The 19,906-nt window shown below is 71.6% G+C and carries 21 protein-coding genes; 7 read left to right on the top strand and 14 right to left on the bottom strand.

What is annotated here, in order from left to right; genetic code table 11:
• Positions 1-2: 2 nt before the first annotated feature.
• Positions 3-320 carry a multidrug efflux SMR transporter gene (locus tag G8A07_RS26685; RefSeq protein WP_195794924.1) on the bottom strand — a complete coding sequence of 106 codons (318 nt, stop codon included), beginning with the start codon at positions 318-320 and terminating at the stop codon, positions 3-5.
• A 78-nt stretch (positions 321-398) separates the two neighbouring features.
• Between G8A07_RS26685 and G8A07_RS26680 the strand changes: the two genes are divergently transcribed.
• On the top strand, positions 399-764 hold the full coding sequence (locus G8A07_RS26680; RefSeq protein ID WP_195794923.1) for a helix-turn-helix domain-containing protein: 366 nt from the start codon (positions 399-401) through the stop codon (positions 762-764).
• 130 nt (positions 765-894) lie between these two features.
• On the opposite strand, the gene G8A07_RS26675 is transcribed toward G8A07_RS26680, so the two are convergent.
• The 5 genes from G8A07_RS26675 to G8A07_RS26655 form a co-directional block, all read right to left on the bottom strand.
• The gene (locus G8A07_RS26675; protein WP_195794922.1) at positions 895-2,538 is read right to left on the bottom strand and encodes a SulP family inorganic anion transporter; all 1,644 of its coding nucleotides are present in this window, start codon (positions 2,536-2,538) and stop codon (positions 895-897) included.
• Positions 2,538-3,551, bottom strand: a complete 1,014-nt coding sequence (locus G8A07_RS26670) for a tripartite tricarboxylate transporter substrate binding protein (protein ID WP_195794921.1) — start codon at positions 3,549-3,551, stop codon at positions 2,538-2,540. The genes G8A07_RS26675 and G8A07_RS26670 overlap by 1 nt, the downstream gene beginning before the upstream one ends.
• A 47-nt stretch (positions 3,552-3,598) precedes the next feature.
• Positions 3,599-5,599 (bottom strand): GGDEF domain-containing protein, encoded by a 2,001-nt coding sequence (locus G8A07_RS26665; RefSeq protein ID WP_195794920.1) that lies wholly within the window; start codon positions 5,597-5,599, stop codon positions 3,599-3,601.
• Complete coding sequence (locus G8A07_RS26660; protein WP_195794919.1) at positions 5,596-7,662, bottom strand: GGDEF domain-containing protein; 2,067 nt, start codon at positions 7,660-7,662, stop codon at positions 5,596-5,598. The genes G8A07_RS26665 and G8A07_RS26660 overlap by 4 nt, the downstream gene beginning before the upstream one ends.
• 263 nt (positions 7,663-7,925) lie before the next feature.
• On the bottom strand, positions 7,926-8,705 hold the full coding sequence (locus G8A07_RS26655; protein WP_195794918.1) for an IclR family transcriptional regulator: 780 nt from the start codon (positions 8,703-8,705) through the stop codon (positions 7,926-7,928).
• A gap of 104 nt (positions 8,706-8,809) precedes the next feature.
• Here G8A07_RS26655 and G8A07_RS26650 point away from each other — a divergent pair, with 104 nt between their 5' ends.
• Both G8A07_RS26650 and fahA read left to right on the top strand, forming a co-directional pair.
• Positions 8,810-9,808, top strand: coding sequence for a tripartite tricarboxylate transporter substrate binding protein (locus tag G8A07_RS26650; RefSeq protein ID WP_195794917.1), 999 nt, complete (start codon positions 8,810-8,812; stop codon positions 9,806-9,808).
• Between the two features lie 18 nt (positions 9,809-9,826).
• A complete protein-coding gene (gene fahA / locus G8A07_RS26645; RefSeq protein WP_195794916.1) occupies positions 9,827-11,113 on the top strand; it encodes a fumarylacetoacetase in 1,287 nt (428 codons plus the stop codon).
• Here the strand turns inward: fahA and G8A07_RS26640 are convergent.
• From G8A07_RS26640 to G8A07_RS26635, 3 genes are all read right to left on the bottom strand, one after another.
• Positions 11,110-12,003, bottom strand: coding sequence for an alpha/beta hydrolase (locus G8A07_RS26640; protein WP_195794915.1), 894 nt, complete (start codon positions 12,001-12,003; stop codon positions 11,110-11,112). The genes fahA and G8A07_RS26640 overlap by 4 nt on opposite strands.
• Positions 12,000-12,125, bottom strand: coding sequence for a hypothetical protein (locus tag G8A07_RS28135; RefSeq protein ID WP_256441086.1), 126 nt, complete (start codon positions 12,123-12,125; stop codon positions 12,000-12,002). The genes G8A07_RS26640 and G8A07_RS28135 overlap by 4 nt, the downstream gene beginning before the upstream one ends.
• A 100-nt stretch (positions 12,126-12,225) precedes the next feature.
• The gene (locus tag G8A07_RS26635; protein WP_195794914.1) at positions 12,226-12,834 is read right to left on the bottom strand and encodes a TetR/AcrR family transcriptional regulator; all 609 of its coding nucleotides are present in this window, start codon (positions 12,832-12,834) and stop codon (positions 12,226-12,228) included.
• Positions 12,835-12,952: 118 nt separating this feature from the next.
• On the opposite strand from G8A07_RS26635, the gene G8A07_RS26630 reads away from it, so the two are divergent.
• From G8A07_RS26630 to G8A07_RS26615, 4 genes are read left to right on the top strand one after another with little or no spacing between them, the layout of a single operon-like run.
• A complete protein-coding gene (locus G8A07_RS26630) occupies positions 12,953-13,693 on the top strand; it encodes a TetR/AcrR family transcriptional regulator (RefSeq protein WP_195794913.1) in 741 nt (246 codons plus the stop codon).
• Positions 13,690-14,241, top strand: coding sequence for a DUF2867 domain-containing protein (locus tag G8A07_RS26625; protein WP_195794912.1), 552 nt, complete (start codon positions 13,690-13,692; stop codon positions 14,239-14,241). The genes G8A07_RS26630 and G8A07_RS26625 overlap by 4 nt, the downstream gene beginning before the upstream one ends.
• A complete protein-coding gene (locus tag G8A07_RS26620) occupies positions 14,238-15,590 on the top strand; it encodes an AarF/ABC1/UbiB kinase family protein (RefSeq protein ID WP_195794911.1) in 1,353 nt (450 codons plus the stop codon). Before G8A07_RS26625 ends, G8A07_RS26620 begins: the two co-directional genes overlap by 4 nt.
• Complete coding sequence (locus G8A07_RS26615) at positions 15,587-15,976, top strand: DUF6463 family protein (protein ID WP_249937155.1); 390 nt, start codon at positions 15,587-15,589, stop codon at positions 15,974-15,976. Before G8A07_RS26620 ends, G8A07_RS26615 begins: the two co-directional genes overlap by 4 nt.
• On the opposite strand, the gene G8A07_RS26610 is transcribed toward G8A07_RS26615, so the two are convergent.
• From G8A07_RS26610 to G8A07_RS26590, 5 genes are all read right to left on the bottom strand, one after another.
• The gene (locus G8A07_RS26610) at positions 15,958-16,176 is read right to left on the bottom strand and encodes a toxin-antitoxin system HicB family antitoxin (protein ID WP_195794910.1); all 219 of its coding nucleotides are present in this window, start codon (positions 16,174-16,176) and stop codon (positions 15,958-15,960) included. The two genes, G8A07_RS26615 and G8A07_RS26610, sit on opposite strands and share 19 nt — an antisense overlap.
• A gap of 2 nt (positions 16,177-16,178) precedes the next feature.
• Positions 16,179-16,685 carry a hypothetical protein gene (locus G8A07_RS26605; protein ID WP_195794909.1) on the bottom strand — a complete coding sequence of 169 codons (507 nt, stop codon included), beginning with the start codon at positions 16,683-16,685 and terminating at the stop codon, positions 16,179-16,181.
• Between the two features lie 6 nt (positions 16,686-16,691).
• The gene (locus G8A07_RS26600; protein ID WP_195794908.1) at positions 16,692-17,126 is read right to left on the bottom strand and encodes a hypothetical protein; all 435 of its coding nucleotides are present in this window, start codon (positions 17,124-17,126) and stop codon (positions 16,692-16,694) included.
• Between the two features lie 32 nt (positions 17,127-17,158).
• Positions 17,159-18,058: an SPFH domain-containing protein gene (locus tag G8A07_RS26595; RefSeq protein ID WP_195794907.1), complete on the bottom strand. Its 900-nt coding sequence runs from the start codon at positions 18,056-18,058 to the stop codon at positions 17,159-17,161.
• A 156-nt stretch (positions 18,059-18,214) separates the two neighbouring features.
• Entirely contained in the window at positions 18,215-19,903 is a 1,689-nt protein-coding gene (locus tag G8A07_RS26590; protein ID WP_249937154.1) for an ABC transporter ATP-binding protein, read from the bottom strand.
• Positions 19,904-19,906 lie beyond the last annotated feature (3 nt).

Genomic DNA, 19,906 nt, shown 5'->3' with positions numbered 1-19,906 from the left:
CCTCAGGCTTCGCCCAGGCGCAGGCCCATGCTGCCGGCCACCACCAGCGCGATGCAGACCAGCTTGAAGGCCGAGGCCGCCTCGCCCAGCCAGAGCATGCCGACCAGCACCACGCCGACCGAGCCGATGCCGGTCCAGATCGCGTAGGCGGCTCCCAGCGGCAGATGCTTGAGCGCCTGGGTCAGCCAGAAGATGCTGGCGGCGGCGGCGAGCACGGCCAGCACCGAGGGCAGGGGCCGGCTCCAGCCCTCGCTGAGCTTCAGGGCATAGGCCATCGCGACCTCGATCACGCCGGCCAGCAGCAGATACAACCATCCCATCGGAAATCCTTGTCGTTGACGAGGTTCGAAGGATGGCGACACACTCGCCGGCCAACAAGTACGCACCTTCTGGTAACCATGGAAATAGAAACCGCCGCAGCGGATGGCGCCGCCGACGTGTACAGCGAGAGCTGCCCCTCGCGCCGGGCGCTGGAGCTGGTCGCCAACAAATGGGCGCTGCTGATCGTGCCGGCGCTGCGGCGCGGCCCGATGCGCAACAACGAGCTGCTGCGCAAGGTGGGCGGCATCTCGCAGAAGATGCTGACCCAGACCCTGCGCGAACTGGAGGACAACGGCCTGGTGCTGCGCACCGACCACCAGAGCGTGCCGCCGCATGTCGACTACCGCCTGAGCGAACTCGGCGCCTCGCTGAGCAAGACCCTGCTGGCGGTGGACCGCTGGGCCGAGGCGCATCACGCGGAGCTCACCGCCATACAGCGCTGAGCAGGCTGTTGAAAGCGTCGCGAGGACGGCCAGCTGCTAGGCGCCCGGGCAGCAGGAACCGGAACGTACTTCCTGTACGTGAGGATTCCGAGCACCGCGCAACGACGCAGATGGCCGCCGCAGTAGCTTTTCAACTGCCTGCTTCCATGCCTTGGTGGTGGCTGAGGAACACCTGGCCGCGGAACCAGCCTTGCCAAGCTCCGGCGCGCAGCCGGTCCAGCACCGGTCCCTTGACCTCGCTGAGGTCGAGGCGGATCTGCTGGCGCGCCAGGTTGTCGTGCAGCTCGCGCAGCGCCTCCAGGCCGCTGAAGTCGATCGCGTTGACCGGCGACATCTGCAGCACCACGCGGCGCGTGTCCGGATGCGCGTTCACATGCAGCTGCACCACGTCGCTGAGGCTGCGCGCATTGGTGAACAGCAGGCTCTCGTCGATGCGCAGGCCCAGCACGCCCGGCAGGCATTCGACCGCGTGGCGGTCGATGTTGCGGTAATGCTCGGTGCCGGGCACGCGGCCGATCAGCGCGACATGGGGCCGCGCGGTGCGCTGCAGCAGCAGCGCGATCGAGCCCAGCACGCCCAGGCCCAGCGCGGCGGTGACGCTCCAGCACAGCACCAGCAGGCTGACCGTCAGCATCAGCAGGGCCTCGGGCCGCGCATAGCGCCAGGCGTCGCGGTAGGGGCCGAGCTTCAGGCCCGACAGCACCGCGACCATGATGGTCGCGGCCAGCACGGCCTTGGGCAGCAGGCCCAGCGGCCCGGCCAGCAGCAGCATCGCCGCGCCCATCGCCAGCGCGATGAACACGCCGGTCATGCGGGTGCGGCTGCCGGCGTCCGACATCAGCACGCTGCGCGAGAAGCTGGCCGCCACCGGCATGCCGCCGGACAGCGCCGCGGCGAGGTTGGCGCCGGCCAGGCCGCGCAGCTCGGCGCGCGCGTCGATGCGCACATTGGCGCGCCGCCCCAGCGACTCGGCCACCACCAGGCTGGAGACGAAGCCGACCAGGGCCACCAGCAACGCGCCCGGCAGCATCGCCAGCCACAGGCCCGCATCCAGGCGCGGCAGCGCCAGGCCCAGGTGCAGCGGCGGCAGCGCGCCGACCAGCGGCACGCCGCGCGACACCGCGTCGCTGCCGGCGGCCAGCGCGATCGCGCCGAGCAGGATCAGCAGCGGCGCCAGCCGCGCCGCCATGCCCTTGAGCCAGCGCCGCGCCGCCAGCAGCAGCAGCAGCGCCGCCAGGCCATAGGCGGCCGCGCCGCCCTGCCAGGCGAAGCCGCTGGCCCAGGCGCTTTCCAGCAGGGCCGGCAGCTCGAAGCCCTTGGCCGGGCTGCCCAGCAGCACCGGCAGCTGGCTGGCCGCGATCGACAGGGTGGCGCCGGTCTCGAAGCCATGCAGCACCGGCACGCTCAAGAGCGCCGCCAGCGCGTCCAGGCGCAGCGCCGCGGCCAGCGCCAGGATCAGGCCGACCTCGGCCGCCAGCACCAGGGCCGCCTCGCTGGGGCTGACGCCGGGCGGCGCCTGGCCCAGGGTCTGCGCGATCATCAGCGCCAGCACCGCCACCGGGCCCAGGCCCAGGTGCGGGCTGGAGCCCAGGGCCGCGTAGAACACGAGCGGCAGCAGGCTGGCGTAGAGGCCCACCTGCGGCGGCAGGCCGGCCAGCATCGCGTAGGCGATGCTCTGCGGGATCAGCAGCACGCTGACGACCAGGGCCGCCAGCAGGTCTTCACGGAAATAACGCCGGCCGTAGGCTTTCCAATCCGGCCACTTCAGCAACATCAATCGACCTTGGCTCCCGACGTCTTGACCACCTGGGCCCATTTCTTGGTTTCGCTGGCGATCAGCGCCGCGAAGTCCTTGCTCGGCATGCCGCTGGCCACCGCGCCCTGGCCGGCCAGGCGCTCCTTCAGCGCGGGCGTGGCCAGGGCCTTGGCGGTCTCGCGCTGCAGCAGCGCGACCTGCTCGGCCGGCATGCTGGCGGGCGCCAGCAGGCCGAACCAGGAGCTGGCCTCGTAGCCCTTCAGCGCCGGGCCGCCGGCCTCCTCGATGGTCGGGATGTCGGGCAGGGCCTCGCTGCGCTTCGCGCTGGTGACCGCGATCGCCTTCAGCTTGCCGGCCTTGATATGCGGCATCGACGAGGGCAGGTTGTCGAACATCAGATCGACATTGCCGCCCATCAGGTCCAGCAGGGCCGGGCCCGAGCCGCGGTAGGGGAAATGCAGCATGAAGCTGCCGGTCATGCTCTTGAACAGCTCGCCGGCCAGATGGATCGAGGTGCCGTTGCCGCTGGAGGCCATGTTCAGCTTGCCGGGGTTGGCCTTGGCGACCCGGATCAGGTCCGGCACCGTGTTGATGCCCAGCTGCTGCGCCTTGGCCGGGTTCAGCACCAGCACATTGGGCACCGCCGCGACCAGGGTGATCGGCGCGAAGTCCTTGATCGGGTCGTAGGGCAGCTTGGGATAGAGCGACTGGTTGATGCCATGCGTGCCGACCGTGCCCATCAGGATCGTGTGGCCGTCGCTCGCGCGCGCCACCTCGGCGCTGCCGGTGTTGCCGCCGGCGCCGGGCTTGTTGTCGACGATGACCGGCTGGCCCAGCGCCTTCTGCAGCTCGGGCGCCAGCGCGCGCGCCAGGATGTCGGTGGTGCCGCCGGCCGCGAAGGGCACGACGATGCGCAGCGGCTTGGCTGGCCAGGCGGCGGCCTGCGCCCGCGCCAGGCCGGGCAGGGCCAGCGCGGCGGCGGCGACGGTGAGGGCCAGCAGCCGATGGCGACGGGTCAGGTCTTGCGGCATCGTGAGTCTCCTGGATATCGTTTTGATGCCGCCGAGTATGCCCCCGATCAGGGGCCCGGAATGTGCAGCAGGCTGACCCGCTCGGAGCCGCAGGCGGCATCGAAGTCGGCCTCGATCTGCAGCAGCGCCTCGGCGTCGCGCGCGTCCACGGTGGCGATGCCGACCGCGCGGTTGCGGCCCTGGGCCTTGGCGGTGTAGAGCACCATGTCGGCCCAGTTGACCGCCTGCTCCCAATGCTGGCGCAGCTGGCCCGGCGGCAGCGGGAAATGCGCAAAACCGATCGACACGGTGATGCGCAATGCGCCCACCTCGGTGCCGACGGGCTCGGTGCCGACGCCGAACAGGATGCGCTCGGCCAGCAGGCGCAGCGCGTCCTGCGCCACATTGGGCGCGAACACCAGGAACTCCTCGCCGCCCCAGCGCACCACCAGGTCCTCGTGGCGCACCGCCTCGCTGATGCGGCGCGCGACCTCGCGGATCACGACGTCGCCGGCGGCATGGCCATGCTGGTCGTTGACATGCTTGAAATGGTCGATGTCCACCATCAGCAGGCCGCCGCTGAACAGCTCGCCGGCGCGCTGCTGCATCACCGCCAGGAAATGGCGCCGGTTCGCCAGATCGGTCAGCGGGTCGCGTTCGCTCTGCGCGCGCAGCAGCAGCTGGTTGGCCTTCAGGCGCTTGTTGGCGGCATGCACGCGCTTGAGCATCACCGCCACCAGCAGCAGCGACAGGGCGAGCAGCGCGCCGACCGCGATGCCGACGCGCTGCGCCAGCTGGTGGTTGGCGAGCTGCTGGTCCTTCAGGGTCTTGTCGCGCGTCAGCAGCTCCAGGTCGCGCTGCTTGCGCTCGCTGTCGTACTTGAGATTGAGCTGCTGCAGCTGGGCCTCGCGGTTGCGCGCCTGGATCTCGGCCGACAGCGCGCGCTCGGCATGGAAGACCATGATCGCCTCGCGCGGCTGGCCGCTGGCGGCCCAGGCCTGGCCGATCTCGCGCAGCTCGTCGGCGGTGCGCACCGGATCGGGCTGGGCCGCGGCCAGCTGCTGGGCGCGCGCCAGCTCGCGCCGCGCCGGCTCGAACTGCTTGAGCAGGATCAGCGAGACCGTCATGTTGTGGCGCAGGGTGCGCTCCAGCCGCAGGTCCTTGAAGGCCAGCACCACCGGCAGCGCCTGGCGCCCCAGCTGCAGCGCGACGGCCGGGCGGCCGTTGTGCATGTGCAGGTCGGTCAGGCTGGCCTTGATCTGCGCCACCGTGCGCGGCGCCTCGGCGCGGGTCGCGAAGTCCAGCGCCTCCTCGTAGGCGGCCAACTGGGTGCGCTTGTCGCCGCGCCGCACCGCGATGCGCGCCTCGATCACCTTGGCGCGCGCCATCGCCAGCGGCTCGCCCTGGGCCAGCTCCAGGGTGGCGGCGAGCCAGCGGCGCGCCTCGTCCGGCTGGTCCTGCTCCTGGTGCATCAGGGCCAGCGAGCCCATGCTGATCGCGCTCATATAGCCGTCCTGGCCGGCCTGCGCCAGGCCCAGGGCCTGCTGCAGGGTGGCGAGGGCCTGCACCGGCGTGCCCTGCGACATCTGCTCGCGCTCCAGGATGCGCAGCGCGGCCCAGGCGGCGCGGAAGTCGCAGGCGCCGCGCGCGATCGCGGCCGCCTCGGCGCCGGCCGGGCAATGCTTCAGCAGGCGGGTGAGGCTGTCGCGCGCGCCCTCGGCGGCCTCGCGGTTGCGGCCCAGGCGCTCGGCGATCTGGGCGCGCAGCAGCAGGGCGCGGTCATGGCCGTCGGCATCGCCCTCCAGCGCGGCGGCGATGCGCTCGGCCTCGGCCACGCGGCCGCCCTGCACCAGGATCTGGGCCTCGGCGATCTGCAGCTGCACCCGCTGCGGGCCACCGCCGCCATGCTGGGCCGCGCGCAGCGCCTGCAGGGCCTGCAGCGAGGCGTCGGGGCGGTCATAGGCCTGGGTCGTCAGTCGGTCCAGCTGGGCGTCCAGCGCCGGGTCGAGCACGGCCTGGGCCGTCGTGCCGACGAGGGCCAGCAGCAGCGCGAACAGTGGCCTTTTCATGCGCCGGCCTCCGCGCTCGGGCCCTGCAGCGCCACCAGACCCAGCTGGCCCTCCTGCCAGGCCGCCTCCATGCGGCGCGACAGGCGCTCCAGCTCGGCCTCGTCGCGTGCGTCGATATGCAGCACGCCATAGGCCTTGTTGCGGCCATGGGCCTTGGCCAGGTACATCACGGTGTCGACCAGGTCGATCGCGCGCTCCCAGCTCAGGCCCAGGCCATGCGGCGCGACCGGGAAGCTGGCGAAGCCGATCGAGGCGGTGACCGAGATGCGCTGCGCGCCATGCGCCACCGGCTGGCCGCCCAGCAGGTCCAGCAGGCGCTGGGCCAGCGCGCGCGCGTCGCCGGCGGCGCGCGAGGGCACGACGATCAGGAACTCCTCGCCGCCCCAGCGCACCACCAGGTCGTCCTCGCGCAGCGCCTCGGCCAGGCGCCGCGCCACCTCGATCAGCACGCTGTCGCCGGCGGCATGGCCCCATTGGTCGTTGATGCGCTTGAAATGGTCGATGTCGATCAGGTAGACGGTGCCGGACAGCTTGCCGGCATCGGCCAGGCGCTTGATCGCGGACTGGAAATGGCGTCGGTTCGCCAGCCCGGTCAGCGGGTCGCGCTCGCTCTGGATCTTCAGATGCTCGTTGCTGTGGGCCAGGGCCGCATTGGTGCGGCGGATGCGCTGGTAGGCCAGGCCCAGCAGCGCGGCCGACAGCAGCACGCAGCCGGCCAGCGCGGCCCAGAGCCGGAACTGCAGGGCCTGGGCGCGGATCTGCTCGGCCTTCAGGCTGTTGTCGCGGTTCAGCAGCTCGATCTCCTTGGCGCGGCGCTCGGCGTCGTAGCGCTCCTGCTCCTCCAGCACGGTCTTGCGGGTCTCGTCGCGCAGCACCTGGTCGATCAGGCGGCGGTATTCATGATGGGCCTCGATCGCGCCGGCCCAGTCGCCGGCCTGCTCCAGGTATTCGCCCAGCTCCTTCCAGCCGTCGGCCGCATAGGGCAGCGCGCCCTGCTGCTCGTCCAGGGTGATGGCCTGGCGCACGTCGCGCGTGCCCTCCGCCAGGCGCTTCAGGCCGATCTTGGCCAGGCCCAGGTTGTGCAGCGCGACGATCTCGGCGTTCAGGTTCAGCGCGCGGCGCGCCAGCGGCAGGGCCTGGCTGGACAGCTCCAGCGCGCGCGGGAAGTCGCCGTGGCGCAGGTAATGGTCGCTGTAGTTGGCCAGGGCCAGCGCCTGCAGGCCCTCGGCCTGGGCCTCGCGCGCATGGCGCAGCGCATCCTCCCAGGCCAGCCGGGTGATGGTCGGGTCGGCGTCCTCGGCATGCACGATGCCGCGCACCGTGCTGACCAGGTTCAGCAGCACCGGCTCGGGGTCCTGCTGGGCCGTGCGCACCGCCTCGGCGCTGATCTGCTGGGCGCGCTCGACCTGCTGGGCGCGCAAGTAGATGCGCGCCAGCTCGTTGAGCGCCAGCGCGCGGCGCCAATGGCCGCCCAGCGCCTCGGCCTGGCGCACCGCCTCCAGCGCGGAGGCCAGGGCCTCCTCCAGCAGGCCCTTGTCGGACTGGATGCCGGCCATCACGCTGCGCGCGCGCAGCAGGATCTGCGGCGAGCGCTGCGCGGCGGCGTTGTCGCGCAGCGGCGCCAGCGCCTTCAGCGCCTCGCGCAGGTCGCCGCGCGCCTGGTGGTACAGGGCCTGCATGGTCGCGGCGGCCAGCTCGGCCGAGGGCCGGCCGGCCTCGACCGGCCAATGGCGCAGCTGGGTCTGCAGCTCCTCGATCAGCTGGCGGTCGCGGTTGTAGGCGGCCATGATGCCGCGCAGGGCGAGGATCTCGAGCCGCTCGGCGCTGCCCGGCGCGCTGCGGGCGAACAGGGGCTGCAGCACCGGCTCCTGCTCGCGCGGGCGGGCGCGGCCGCTGCGCTCGATGCGCTCCAGCTCCTGCCACATCGCGCCGTCGTGCAGGGCCTGGGCCGGCGCGGCGGTGGCCGGGGTCTCGGTCGGAGCATTGGCCGGCCGGCAGCCGGCCAGCAGCAGACCGGCCGCCAGCAGCAGGGCCGATGCCCAGGCGGGGGCGAGGGAAGCCATGCTCTTCACGGGAACTATCGGGGCATCCGGCGGGGCAAGGGAATGACGGGGCCGGGTCAGGCCCCAGGGCGGGATGCGATCGGGCGGCGCGCGTCGGCCCGGATGGGCGGGAACGGGTTCTTCATCGTGGCGCGGCGGCTCTCCCTCACGGCTGTCGCGGCGAGTGTAGGAGGGGCCGGCCTCTAGCCGACCTGGGGCCGCCCCTAGGCCGGGGCCGCGGGGCGCGCACATTTGCACGCTTACAACGACTTACAAGGCCCGACTCAGCGCAGCGCCGCCGCGTCGTCCCAGTGGAAATGCACGCGCGGCCGGATCTCGGCGATCTCGGCGCGCAGCAGCGCGGCCAGGCGCAGGGCCTCGCGCTGGGTCAGGCGCGCCACCGTGGTGGACAGGCTGATCGCCGCGAAGGCGCGCCCGCCGGCATCGGCCACCGCATGGCCGATCGCGGCGGTGTTGGTGTTCAGGCAGCCGCCGTTGCGCGCATAGCCGAGCTTGCGGGTCTGGGCCAGCAGGCCGCGCAGGGTCGGCACGTCCAGCCCGCCGTAGCGGCCCAGCGCCTCGCCGTTGGCGCGCAGCGCGGCCTCGATGCGCGCATCGTCCTGCGCCGCCATCAGGGCCAGGCCGGCGGCACCGACGCCCAGCGGGCGGCGCCCGCCAACGGTGACGCTCAGCGGCGGGTCCAGCCGCTGGCTCTGGGTATGGTCGTAGCAGACCGCCTCGACCCCGCTGAGCACGAACAGATAGGCCGCATAGCCGGTGGCCTCGCTGAGGCGGCGCAGATTGGCGGCGAACAGCGGCGTCACGTCGTGGCGCGCCCGCGCGGCCAGGCCATGCTCGAAGGGCAGGCGGCCCAGCACATAGCCGCGGCCGTCGGGCAGCGGCGTCACCAGGCGCGCGGCCGCCATGTCGCGCAGCAGGCGGTGCACGGTCGGATGCGGGATGCCGGACTGGCGCGCCAAGTCGGAGAGCGAGAGGCCGCGCGCGTCGTAGCGCGACAGCTGTTCGAGGATGCGCAGCGCGCGATCGAGCACCAGGGTTGCCATCCGGCCGCTTGTCCATCCAGTGGAAAAAGTCATTGTAGGAAGGCGGTGGATCGGAACAATGCGCCGGGCACGCCGATGTGCGCCCCTCACCCGCAGGAGACCTCATGACCCGTTCCCGTCCCGTCCTCGCCCCGCGCCGCGCGCTGCTGGGCGCCGCCACCGCCGCGCTGCTGGGCCTGGCCGCCGGCCCGCTGGCCGCCCAGGAGGCCTTCCCGAACAAGCCGATCCGCTTCGTCGTGCCCTATGCCGCCGGCGGCACCACCGACTTGGTGGCGCGCACCGTCGGCGCCCGCATGGCACAGACCCTGGGCCAGCAGATCATCATCGAGAACCGCGCCGGCGCGGGCGGCAATATCGGCATGGACGCGGTCGCCAAGGCCGCGCCGGACGGCTACACCGTCGGCATGGGCGCGATCTCGACCAATGCGCTGAACGCCCATCTCTACCGCAAGATGCCCTTCGACCCGCGCAAGGACTTCACGGCGGTGGGCCTGCTGGGCAATTCCACCATCGTGCTCGAGGTCGGCCCCGGCCTGGCGGTGAAGAACGTGGCCGAGCTGCTGGCCCATGTGCGCAAGAACCCCGGCCTGCCCTATGCGACCGCCGGCGCCGGCACCTCGATGCACCTGGCCGGCGTGCTGTTCGCCGATGTCAGCCATACCGAATGGGTGCATGTGCCCTACAAGGGCAGCGCGCCGCTGATCACCGACCTGATCGCCGGCCAGGTGCCGGTGGCCTTTGACAACCTGCCCGCCTCGCTGCCGCATATCCAGTCCGGCAAGCTGCGCGCGCTGGCGGTGGCCGGCGCGCATCGCTCGCCGGCGCTGCCGGACGTGCCGACCCTGGCCGAGGCCGGCCTCGCCGACTCGGTGGTCGAGCCCTGGTTCGGCGTCTACGGCCCGGCCGGCCTGCCCGCGCCGGTGCTGCAGCGCCTGCAGAAGGCCCTGCAGGAGGCGCTGGCCGAGCCGGCGGTGAAGGACAAGCTGCTGGCCGCCGGCTTCACGCCGCGCAGCTCGACGGCCGCCGAGCTGGAGGCGCTGAGCAAGCGCGAGTACGAGCGCCTGGGCAAGGTCGCGCGCAAGGCGCAGATGAGCCTGGACTGATCGGCCGAAAGCAGTTCCATGTCCACCCCGCTCCAGCTTCCCGACGAGACCCACGACCCCCGGCTGCGCAGCTGGGTGGAGAGCGCCAACCGGCCCGGTGTCGACCATCCGATCCAGAACCTGCCCTTCGGCCGCTTCCGCGCGGCCGGCGCTGGCGATGATCAGGCCTGGCGCCTGGGCGTGGCGATCGGCGACCAGATCCTGGACCTGGGCGCGACCGGCCTGGTCGAGCGGGCGGACATGAATGCGCTGATGGCCCTGCCGGCCGACGCGCGCCGGGCGCTGCGCCGGCGCCTGTCGGCCGGCCTGAGCGCGGGCAGCGCCGAGCAGGCCGCCTGGTCGCGCGCGCTGCTGCCGCAGGCGCAGGCCGAGATGGCCCTGCCCTGCCGCATCGGCGACTACACCGACTTCTACACCAGCGTGCACCACGCGACCAATGTCGGCCGGTTGTTCCGGCCCGATGCGCCGCTGCTGCCCAACTACAAATGGCTGCCGATCGGCTATCACGGCCGCGCCTCCTCGATCGGCCTGGGCGGCGGCCCGCTGCGCCGGCCGTCGGGCCAACTGAAGGCGCCGGACGCGGCCGCGCCGGTGCTGGGCCAGAGCCGGCGGCTCGACTACGAGGCGGAGCTGGGCTGGTTCGTCGGCCCCGGCAATGCGCTGGGCGAGCCGATCGGCATCGAGTCGGCCGAGGCGCATCTGTTCGGCGTGGCGCTGTTCAACGACTGGAGCGCGCGCGACCTGCAGGGCTGGGAGTACCAGCCGCTGGGGCCCTTTCTGTCGAAGAACTTTGCCAGCAGCCTGTCGCCCTGGGTCGTGACCCTGGAGGCGCTGACGCCGTTTCGGCGACCCTTCGAGCGGGCCCCGGAAGATCCGCAGCCGCTGCCCTATCTGGACTCGCCGCAGCAGCGCGCGCAGGGGGCGTTCGCGATCACGCTGGAGGTGCTGCTGCAGACCGAGCGCATGCGCGCCGAGGGCCGACCGGCGCAGCGCCTGTCGCTGACCGACAGCCAGCGCGCCGCCTACTGGACGCCGGCCCAGATGGTCGCGCACCACACGGTCAACGGCTGCAATCTGCAGCCGGGCGACCTGCTGGGCTCGGGCACCCTGTCGGGCCCGGGGCCGGACGAGGCCGGCTCGCTGCTGGAGCTGAGCGTCGGCGGCCAGCGGCCGCTGCAGCTGCCGGGCGGCGAGCGGCGCAGCTTCCTCGAGGACGGCGACCGGCTGACCCTGCGCGGCTGGTGCGAGCGCGAGGGCGCGGTGCGCATCGGCCTGGGCGAGGTCAGCGCGACGGTGGTCGGCTAGCGCAGGTGCAGGCTGACCGCCTCCAGCGTGGCCGGATCGGCCAGCAGGCGGCGGTGGCCCAGGCCCTGGCTGATCTGCAGCCGCGCGGCCGGCAGGGCGACCGCCAGCGCCTGCGCGGCCGCCAGCGGCGCGGCGCGGTCGTCGCGGTCGTGCAGCAGCAGGGTCGGCTGCCGCAGGCGCTCGGCCAGCCAGGCCGGCTCGTAGCTCTCCAGCGCGGCGCCGCTCAGGCCCTCCAGCCGCGCGCGCAGCCGCGCCAGCACCGGGGCGCCGAGGCCGAAGCTGGCGCCGTACCAGGCCAGCACCTGGCGCGGCGGCGCCGAGGCGGCCAGCAGCACCAGACGTTCGGCCGCCAGACCGCGCGCCAGCGCCTGGCTGGCGGCCAGCGCGCCCAGCGAATGCGCGACCAGGCCCTGCAGCGGCCCGAAGCGCTCGCCCGCCGCCAACAAGGTGGCGACGAAGGCCGGCAGATGGCTCTGCCAGCCGGCGCTGCGGCCATGGGCCGGCATGTCCAGTAGCAGCGGGTCGAAGCCGGCTGCCCAGAGCGCCTCGGCCAGCGGCAGCATCTGCCGCGCGTCGCCGGCCCAGCCATGCACCAGCAGCACCCGCGGCCGCGGGCCATGGGATTCCAGGGCGTCGCGATGCTGCCAGGCGCAGAGCCGCAGGTCCTCGGCCCGCCAGGCCAGAGGTTTCCAGTCGGCGGGCATCGGGCGGCGGCGCGCCGCCAGCTTGCTGGGCAGCGGCGTGATGAAGAAACGGAAGGCGAGCGCCGCGGCCAGCGCCGGGCTGAGGCGCTGCAGGCCGTCCAGGCCGCGGCGCAGCAGGCGCTGGCCGCCGCCCTGGCCGTAGAACAGCGCGGCGGGGTTGCCGCCGGGGGGCTGGCCGGCGCTCATCGCCACTCCAGCCCGAAGTCGCGGTTGCTCGACGGGATCGAGCGCCAGAGCCGGTGCCAGGCGGTCCAGAGCCGCCAGGCGGCCGCGGCGGCGAGGATCAGGAACAGCAGGTAGGAAAGCATGACAGCCTCCATGGGCTAGGAATGGCGCGCCGGATCATGTTCGCACGACCGTGCGAAGTGTTGGCGCAGAAAGACGGCGGGAACGGTGTCATGGCCGGTCTCAGCCGCGGTAGGTGTTGATCAGGCGCTGGTAGCAGGCCCAGCCGCGCTCCACGACCTGCGGGTCGCGCATGAAGCGGGCCTCGCGCATCAGCGCGGTGAACAGGCCGTCGAGCTCGAACACCAGCTGCTCGGCGTCCAGCTCGGGCTGCAGATGGCCCATCTCGACCGCCTGCAGCACGCTGCGCTTGAGCGCGCCGCGCCAGCGCTTGATGCCGGCCATCAGCGCCTCGCGCAGCGGGTCCTTCTCGTCGCGGTCGTCGAATTCGAAGCTGCCGGCGGCATACAGGCAGGCGCCGCGCGCGCCGGGCAGGGTGGTGCGCTGCAGCCAGGCGCGCATGATCGCGTCCAGCCGCGGCAGGCCGCGCGGCTCGCGCAGCGCGGGCATCAGGATGTCCTGCTGGAAGCGCTTGTCGAACTCGTCCAGTACCGCGCGTTGCAGCGCCTCGCGCGAACCGATGCGCGAGAACACGCCGCTCTTCGACAGGTTCAGGCGCTTGGCCACTTCGCCGATCGAGAGGCTCTCCAGCCCGTCCAGCGCGGCCATCTCCAGCGCGACGTCGACGATGGCGCTCTGGGTCAGCTCGCTGCGTTCGGTCTTGGCTTCCATGATGGCGGCAAATTTAGCACGATCGTGCGGAGAAATTCAAACGCTTTTTGCTTGATCTTCTTGTTTTGTGTACTTACTATTCATTTAAAGAGTTGATTTTCTTTTTATTGGATAGTCAATGAAGATATCGAAGTCGCAGCAGGACAAGAACCAGCGCCTGTTGCTGAATGCCGCGGTGGAGCTGATCAGCAGCCAGGGCTATGAGCGCACGACGATGAAGCAGATCGCGCGCGCCGCCGGCCTGGGCGACGCGACGATCTACAAGTACTTCCCCAGCAAGGAAAAGCTGGTGCTGGCCTATTACGAGCTGGCGATCGCCGAGGCGCTGGCCCAGACCCTGAAGACCAAGGGCCTGGCCGGCTACCAGCTGCAGGAGCGCCTGCAGCGCCTGGTGGACGCGGTGCTGGAGCGCCTGCTGCCGGACCGCGAGTTCGTCGCGATCACCCGCGGCCTGGCGCGCGAGAACCCGCTGCTGCTGCTGGGCGACGCGCTGCCGGGCAAGCCGGCGCTGCGGGCCCAGGTCGAGGCCTGGCTGGCCGAGGCCGAGGCGGCCGGCCAGATCGCGCCCTGTGGCTACAAGGGCCTGCTGGCCGGGCTGATGGCGGACTATATGTTCGGCATCGTCGTCTACTGGCTGCAGGACGAGAGCGCGGAGTTCTCCGACACCACCCAACTGACCGACCTGAGCCTGGGCCTGCTGGCGCTGATGCTGCAGAGCGGCCTGATCAACAAGCTTGGCGAGCTGGGCGGCTTCCTGCTGCGCAACCAGCTGGCGCGCCTGCTGCAGGGCGGCGGCGTGCTGGAGCTGCTGACCCTGGCGCGGCGCGGCCTGGGCGCGGCGCGGGAGGCCCGGACATGAATGCCAGCCTGCAAAAGATCGCGGTGCCGCCGCAGAGCGTGCTGGCGCCCAGCCTCGCGACGGCCGATTTTGCCGACAGCTATCTGCTGCCCGATCCGGACCCGGCACGCGGGCTGCTGCAGACGTACCTGGCCCTGAGCGCGCGCACGCCGGCCTGGATGGCGGCGCTGATGGCGCTGCGCAACCGCGTCGTGCGCCTGATGGGCCTGAAGGACCTGGGCGGCCTAGCGGCGCGCCAGGCGGCCAAGCCGGCCGAGGCCTACCGCATCGGCGACCGGGTCGGCATCTTCACCCTGGAGCAGCAGCGGCCCGACGAGCTGGTGATCGGCGACCGGGACAAGCATCTGCATGTGCGCCTGTCGCTGCTGCGCCTGGCGCAGCCCGGGGGCGGCAGCCGGCTGGCGCTGAGCACCGTGGTGCATGAGCACAACCGCCTGGGCCGGATCTATATGTGGGTGGTCGGGCCGGTGCACAGCCTGATCGTGCCGTTGATGCTGCGCCAGGTAATGCGCCAGATGCAACGCGAAGAGCAAGCACAGCGGCGATGAACGCGGCCAGCAAGCCTCCCCGCACCAGCCGGCTGGCGCGCGGCGCGATCGCCGGCGGCGCGCTGGCGCGGGCCGGCGTCGCGCGGCTGAGCCAGAAGGCGCAGGACCTGGCGCGCGACGAGGCGCAGCGCGCCGCGGCCCGCGCGGCGCATGAGGCCGAGCTGGGGCGCATCCTGTTCGGTGCGCTGAACCAGCTGAAGGGCGTGGCGCTGAAGGCCGCCCAGCTGCTGAGCTGCGAGGCGCAATTGCTGCCCGAGGCCCTGCGCGAGCAGCTGGCCCGGGCCTGCTACCAGGCCACGCCGATGAACCAGGCCCTGGTGGGCAAGCGCATGCGCCAGGCCCTGGGGCCGGATTGGGCGGAGCGCTTCGCCCACTTCGAACCGCAGGCCTTTGCCGCGGCCAGCCTGGGCCAGGTGCACCGCGCGCGCCTGGCCGATGGCTGCGAGCTGGCGCTGAAGCTGCAGTACCCGGGCATCGCCGCCACCGTCGCCAGCGATATGCGGTTGCTGCGCGGCCTGCTGCTCGGGCCCTTGAGCGGCCTGGCGCTGGGCGAGGGCGCGCTGCCCGACGCGGCGCTGCTGGGCCGCGTGCTGGACGAGATCGAGGCCGGCCTGGCGGCCGAGCTGGACTACGCGCAGGAAGCGCGTGCGATGGACGAGTTCCGCGCCGCGCTGGCGCCGCGCCTGCCGCGGCTGGCCGTGCCCGAGGTCTGCCATGAGCTCAGCACGCCGCAGCTGCTGGCGATGCAGGCGCTGCCGGGCCTGCACCTGGCCGAATGGCTGGCCGGTGGGCCCGGCCAGGCCGAACGCGACCGCTATGGCCAGCTGATCTTCGATGCCTTCATGGTGATGGTGTTCGAGCTGGGCCGGCTGCATGCGGATCCACATCCCGGCAACTACCTCTTCATGCCCGACGGCCGGCTGGGCCTGCTGGACTTCGGCTGCACGCGGGCGCTGCCGCGCGCCTTCGTCACGAACCTGGCGCGGGCCTGGTCGGCCGGCCTGGCGCCGGACGGTGACGCCGCGCTGCGCGAGGCCTATCTGGCGCTGGGCCTCATCGATGCCGGCCTGGACCTGGATCACTTCCGGCGCGAGCTGCGCCCGGCGCTGGCGCCGCTGCTGGACTGGCAGCTGGCGCCGTTTCGCGTGCCGATGTTCGACTTCGGCGCGCGCGCGCCGCTGCCGCATCTGGACGCCGCGCAGCAGCGCCAGGCGATGCGGCATCTGCATGGCATGCCGCCCGAGCTGCCGTATCTCGACCGCGCCTTCCTGGGCCTGAACCAGCTGCTGGCGCGGCTGGGCGCCCGGGTGCGCACCCGCAACCCCTGGATCGGAGGAGATGGACCATGACTGTGAGCTCACGCCCCTGGATGGGTCGCTGGCTGCTGGCCGTGGCCGCGCTGCACACGCTGTTCGGCCTGCTGGTGTTCGCCGGGCCGCTGCGGCAGCTGCTGCGGCTCGGGCTGTTCAACGCGGTGGGCGCGGACCCGCTGCTGGGCGCCGTCACCTGGTTCCTGCTGTTCGGTGCGCCGCTGGCGCTGCTGGGGCAAGCCCTGACCCTGCTCGAGCGCCGGGTGGATGCGCCAGCGCTGCGCCCGCTGGGCTGGGGGCTGCTGGCCCTGGGCCTGCTGGGCATCGTGCTGATGCCGGCCTCGGGCTTCTGGCTGCTGCTGCCGGTGGTCTGGGCGCTGCTGCGTCCGCGCCCGGCGCTGGCGTCTCAGCCTTCCTCGCCCTGATCGGGCGCGCGCGGCGGCCGGCCGCGCCGGGCCGACGGGCCCTGGTCGGGCCTGATGCCGCGCCGCGCCAGCGCCTCGCGCAGCAGGTACTCGATCTGGGCATTGGCCGAGCGCAGCTCATGCGCGGCCAGGCGCTCGATCTCGGCCCACAGGGCCGGATCGATGCGCAGGGCGAAGCTCTTCTTGTCGGGACTGGCCATGACTAGCGGCGGACCTGGCGCGGCCGCCGGCTCTTGGTCTCCACCGGGCGCGGCGGCGCCGGAAAGCGCCGGAACGCGGCCAGCGGCAGCAGGCACAGGGCCAGCACGAGCAGCCCATGCAGGCCCCACAGCCAGGCGCCGGGCTGCGGCCAACTGGGCTGGGCGGTGCTCAGGGCCTCGTAGTGCACGCTGGCAAGCAGCAGCAGCATCGGCAGGCCCAGCGCGAACAGGAAGCCGCGCATCCAGGCCAGGCTGGCGGCGCGTCGCGGCTCGGCCAGCCAGTAGTCCTTGTGGGGCATGTTGAAGTGCCGCGGCCAGCGCCGCGCGATCAGCAGGCCGCCATGGGTGCAGAGCCAGGGCACCAGCACGGCGAGGCCCAGCATCAGCGCCAGATAGCTCTCGCGCGCCACGGTCTTGCCCGGATCGCCGACCTGCGCGGGCAGCAGATCGAAGCTGCCGACGAGGAAGCCGAGCAGGCCCAGCCAGGCGAGATGGAACAGCCAGCTCATCGCGCGTCAGTCTCCGCCGGGTTGGGGCGAGCCCGCGTCGAAGCGCGCGGCCAGCTCGGCATGGTAGTAGGCCAGGGCGAGTGCGCCGCCCCACAGCATCAGCGAGAGCTCGGTGAGCACCAGGGCCAGGCTGGAAAGGGCCACCGGCCCCATCAGCAGCAGCAGGGGCAGGACGGCGATCGACAGGATCAGCGACCAGCGTCGGCCCGATGCGCGAAAACGGAACAGCCCGATCGTGGACCAGAGGCCGGTCGCCAGGAAGGCCAGGCCCGCCAGGCCCATGACCACCATCAGCCAGACTGGCTTGGCGGCATCATGCTGTGTGATCAGGTCCCGGAAGGCCGATGGCAGCAGTTGGGGGAAGAGCAGGTCGACGCAGGCGGAGGCGATGGCGAGCAGGATGGCCAGGCTCAACAGCTGGCGGAAGCGGCGCGGTGTCATGGTGTGGTTCCCTGTGGATGGCGCGGCCGGGCTCAGTTGTAGAGCGTGCCCGCGTTGACGATCGGCTGGGTGTCCTTGTCCGAACACAACACCACCAGCAGATTGGACACCATCGCGGCCTTGCGCTCGTCGTCGAGCTCGACGATCGAGCGTTCGGACAGGCCCTTCAGCGCCTCCTCGACCATGCTGACCGCGCCCTGCACGATCTTCTTGCGGGCGCTGATGATGGCCTCGGCCTGCTGGCGGCGCAGCATCACCTGGGCGATCTCGGGCGCATAGGCCAGGTGGGTGATCTTGGCGTCCTGCACCGCCACGCCGGCATCGGCGAAGCGCGCCTGTAGCTCGGTCTTCAGCGCGCTGATCACCTCCTCGGCGCCGGCGCGCAGGGTGGTCTCGCCGGGCGCCAGGTCCTCGCCCTCGTCATAGGCGAACTGGGCGGCCAGATGGCGGATCGCGGCCTCGGCCTGGATGCTGACATAGAGCTCGTAGTCGTCGACCTCGAACACTGCGCGTGCCGTGTCCTCGACCCGCCAGACCACCGCGGCGCTGATCTCGACCGGGTTGCCGCGCTTGTCGTTGACCTTCAGGGTCGGCGCATTGAAGTTGCGCGCGCGCAGCGAGATGCGCCGGCGCGTCGTCAGCGGGTTCGCCCAGCGCAGGCCGGTCTGGCGGTCGGTGCCGCGGTACTGGCCGAACAGGGTCAGGATGCGGCCCTCGCCGGGCTGCTGCATGTACAGGCCGGCCAGCATCGCGCCGCCGGCGCCCAGCAGGAGGCCGCTCAGGATCAGGGCCGTGGCCGGTCGTCCGTGGGTCAGCCAGGCCAGCAGCACGCCGGCCGCCAGCGCGCCCAGGCCCAGCAGGATGGCCAGATAGCCGTTGGCGGTGCTGGCCGGCGTTTCCTGGCGGCCCGCGCCGATGCCGTTGTTGCTCATGTGATGTCACTCCCTTAAAAGTGATATCACTTTAATTGCATGTTCGGCGGAATGCAATGGCCCGGCCTAAGCGCTTCATGAAGACAGGAGGGGTCCCGCCCGCGCCATGAAAAAGGGCGGCCCGAAAGCCGCCCTTCTCATTGAGGCCGAGAACTGTCAGGCAGCGGCCGCGGCGGCCGTCTCCTGATAGCCGCGCGGCACCGCGCCCAGCAGGCGGCGGGTGTATTCCTGCTGCGGGGCGGCCAGCAGGGCTTGCGTCTCGCTCTGCTCGACCACATCGCCGTTCTGCATCACCAGCACCTCGTCGGAGATGAACTTGACGACGGCCAGGTCATGGCTGATGAAGATGTAGGAGAGGCCGAACTCGTCCTGCAGATCCTTCAGCAGGTTCAGCACCTGGGCCTGCACCGACACGTCCAGTGCCGAGACGGCCTCGTCCAGCACCAGCACCTCGGGGTTCAGGGTCAGGCAGCGCGCGATCGCGATGCGCTGGCGCTGGCCGCCGGAGAACTCGTGCGGGTACTTGTTGAGCGCGCTGTCGTCCAGGCCGACCTTTTTCAGCAGCTCGCTGGCCCGGGCCTGGCGTTCGGCCAGGCTCTTGCCGATGCCATGGATCTCCATCGGCTCCAAGAGGGTCTGGCCGATCGTGAAGCGCGGGTTCAGCGAGGCGTACGGGTTCTGGAACACGACCTGGATGCGGCGGCGCATCTTCTGCCAGTCGTTGCCGCTCATCTTCAGCAGGTCCTTGCCCTCGAACAGCACCTGGCCGCCGCTGGGCTCGTGCAGGCGCAGCAGGGTCAGGCCCATCGTGGTCTTGCCGGAGCCGGACTCGCCGACGACGCCGAGGGTGTAGCCCTTGCGCAGCTTGAAGTTCACGCCCTTGACGGCCTTGAACTCCTTCTTGCCGAACAGGCCGCTCTTGAAGAAGAAGCTCTTCTTCAGGCCCTGCACCTCAAGGATCACCGGTGCGTTCGGGTCCTTGGCCTTGCCGGTGCCTTGAGCGGCGCGGCCGGCGATGTGATCGTCGATCACCATCAGGCGCGCCGGGTTCTCGGTCAGCGAGGGGCGGCAGGCCAAGAGGGCCTTGGTGTAGCTGTCCTGCGGGTTCTTGAAGATCTCCGCCACCGGCGCCTTCTCGCGGATCTGGCCATGGCGCATCACGACGACATGGTCCGAGATCTCGCCGACCACGCCCAGGTCGTGCGAGATGAACAGCATGCTCATCTTGTGCGACTCCTTCAGCTTGGCCATCAGCTCCATCACCTGGCGCTGGATCGTCACGTCGAGCGCCGTGGTGGGCTCGTCGGCGATCAGCAGCTTGGGAGAACAGGCCAGCGCCACGGCGATCATCACGCGCTGCTGCTGGCCACCGGACATCTCGTGCGGATAGGCCTTCAGGCGGCGCTTGGGCTCGGGGATGCCGACCTCGTTGAGCAGCTCCTCGGCGCGCACCAGGGCCTGCCTGCGCGACATGCCCATGTGCTTGATCAGCGGCTCCATGATCTGGTCGGCCACGGTGAACACGGGGTTCAGCGAGGTCATCGGATCCTGGAACACGCAGGCGATCTCACGCCCACGCACCGCCTGCAGCTCGGGCAGCGAGGTCTGCAGCAGGTCGCGACCCTGGAACAGGATCTTGCCCTCGCGCTCCGCATTGCTCGGCAGCAGGTTCAGGATGGACATCGCGGTGACGCTCTTGCCCGAACCCGACTCGCCGACCAGCGCCACGGTGCTGTTCTCAGGGATGTCGAAGCTGACGCCCTTGACGGCCAGCTGGCGCTGCATCTGGCCGTCGACCTTGCCCATGCGGAAGGCGACCTTCAGGTCTTGAATACTCAGCAGCATGTT

The sequence above is a fragment of the Roseateles sp. DAIF2 genome (assembly GCF_015624425.1).
In the GTDB taxonomy this organism is placed as follows: domain Bacteria; phylum Pseudomonadota; class Gammaproteobacteria; order Burkholderiales; family Burkholderiaceae_C; genus Kinneretia.
This window is presented reverse-complemented; position numbering and strand designations above follow the sequence as displayed.

Excerpts from the sequence above, each read along its gene's own strand:
- G8A07_RS26605 (WP_195794909.1), bottom strand. The coding sequence starts at position 16,685 with ATGAGCTGGCTGTTCCATCTCGCCTGGCTGGGCCTGCTCGGCTTCCTC.
- G8A07_RS26610 (WP_195794910.1), bottom strand. The coding sequence starts at position 16,176 with ATGGCCAGTCCCGACAAGAAGAGCTTCGCCCTGCGCATCGATCCGGCC.
- G8A07_RS26630 (WP_195794913.1), top strand. The coding sequence starts at position 12,953 with ATGAAGATATCGAAGTCGCAGCAGGACAAGAACCAGCGCCTGTTGCTG.
- fahA (WP_195794916.1), top strand. The coding sequence starts at position 9,827 with ATGTCCACCCCGCTCCAGCTTCCCGACGAGACCCACGACCCCCGGCTG.
- G8A07_RS26660 (WP_195794919.1), bottom strand. The coding sequence starts at position 7,662 with ATGGCTTCCCTCGCCCCCGCCTGGGCATCGGCCCTGCTGCTGGCGGCC.
- G8A07_RS26655 (WP_195794918.1), bottom strand. The coding sequence starts at position 8,705 with ATGGCAACCCTGGTGCTCGATCGCGCGCTGCGCATCCTCGAACAGCTG.
- G8A07_RS26620 (WP_195794911.1), top strand. The coding sequence starts at position 14,238 with ATGAACGCGGCCAGCAAGCCTCCCCGCACCAGCCGGCTGGCGCGCGGC.
- G8A07_RS26635 (WP_195794914.1), bottom strand. The coding sequence starts at position 12,834 with ATGGAAGCCAAGACCGAACGCAGCGAGCTGACCCAGAGCGCCATCGTC.
- G8A07_RS26675 (WP_195794922.1), bottom strand. The coding sequence starts at position 2,538 with ATGTTGCTGAAGTGGCCGGATTGGAAAGCCTACGGCCGGCGTTATTTC.
- G8A07_RS26685 (WP_195794924.1), bottom strand. The coding sequence starts at position 320 with ATGGGATGGTTGTATCTGCTGCTGGCCGGCGTGATCGAGGTCGCGATG.
- G8A07_RS26680 (WP_195794923.1), top strand. The coding sequence starts at position 399 with ATGGAAATAGAAACCGCCGCAGCGGATGGCGCCGCCGACGTGTACAGC.
- G8A07_RS26640 (WP_195794915.1), bottom strand. The coding sequence starts at position 12,003 with ATGAGCGCCGGCCAGCCCCCCGGCGGCAACCCCGCCGCGCTGTTCTAC.
- G8A07_RS26590 (WP_249937154.1), bottom strand. The coding sequence starts at position 19,903 with ATGCTGCTGAGTATTCAAGACCTGAAGGTCGCCTTCCGCATGGGCAAG.
- G8A07_RS26625 (WP_195794912.1), top strand. The coding sequence starts at position 13,690 with ATGAATGCCAGCCTGCAAAAGATCGCGGTGCCGCCGCAGAGCGTGCTG.
- G8A07_RS26665 (WP_195794920.1), bottom strand. The coding sequence starts at position 5,599 with ATGAAAAGGCCACTGTTCGCGCTGCTGCTGGCCCTCGTCGGCACGACG.
- G8A07_RS28135 (WP_256441086.1), bottom strand. The coding sequence starts at position 12,125 with ATGCTTTCCTACCTGCTGTTCCTGATCCTCGCCGCCGCGGCCGCCTGG.
- G8A07_RS26670 (WP_195794921.1), bottom strand. The coding sequence starts at position 3,551 with ATGCCGCAAGACCTGACCCGTCGCCATCGGCTGCTGGCCCTCACCGTC.
- G8A07_RS26650 (WP_195794917.1), top strand. The coding sequence starts at position 8,810 with ATGACCCGTTCCCGTCCCGTCCTCGCCCCGCGCCGCGCGCTGCTGGGC.
- G8A07_RS26595 (WP_195794907.1), bottom strand. The coding sequence starts at position 18,058 with ATGAGCAACAACGGCATCGGCGCGGGCCGCCAGGAAACGCCGGCCAGC.
- G8A07_RS26615 (WP_249937155.1), top strand. The coding sequence starts at position 15,587 with ATGACTGTGAGCTCACGCCCCTGGATGGGTCGCTGGCTGCTGGCCGTG.
- G8A07_RS26600 (WP_195794908.1), bottom strand. The coding sequence starts at position 17,126 with ATGACACCGCGCCGCTTCCGCCAGCTGTTGAGCCTGGCCATCCTGCTC.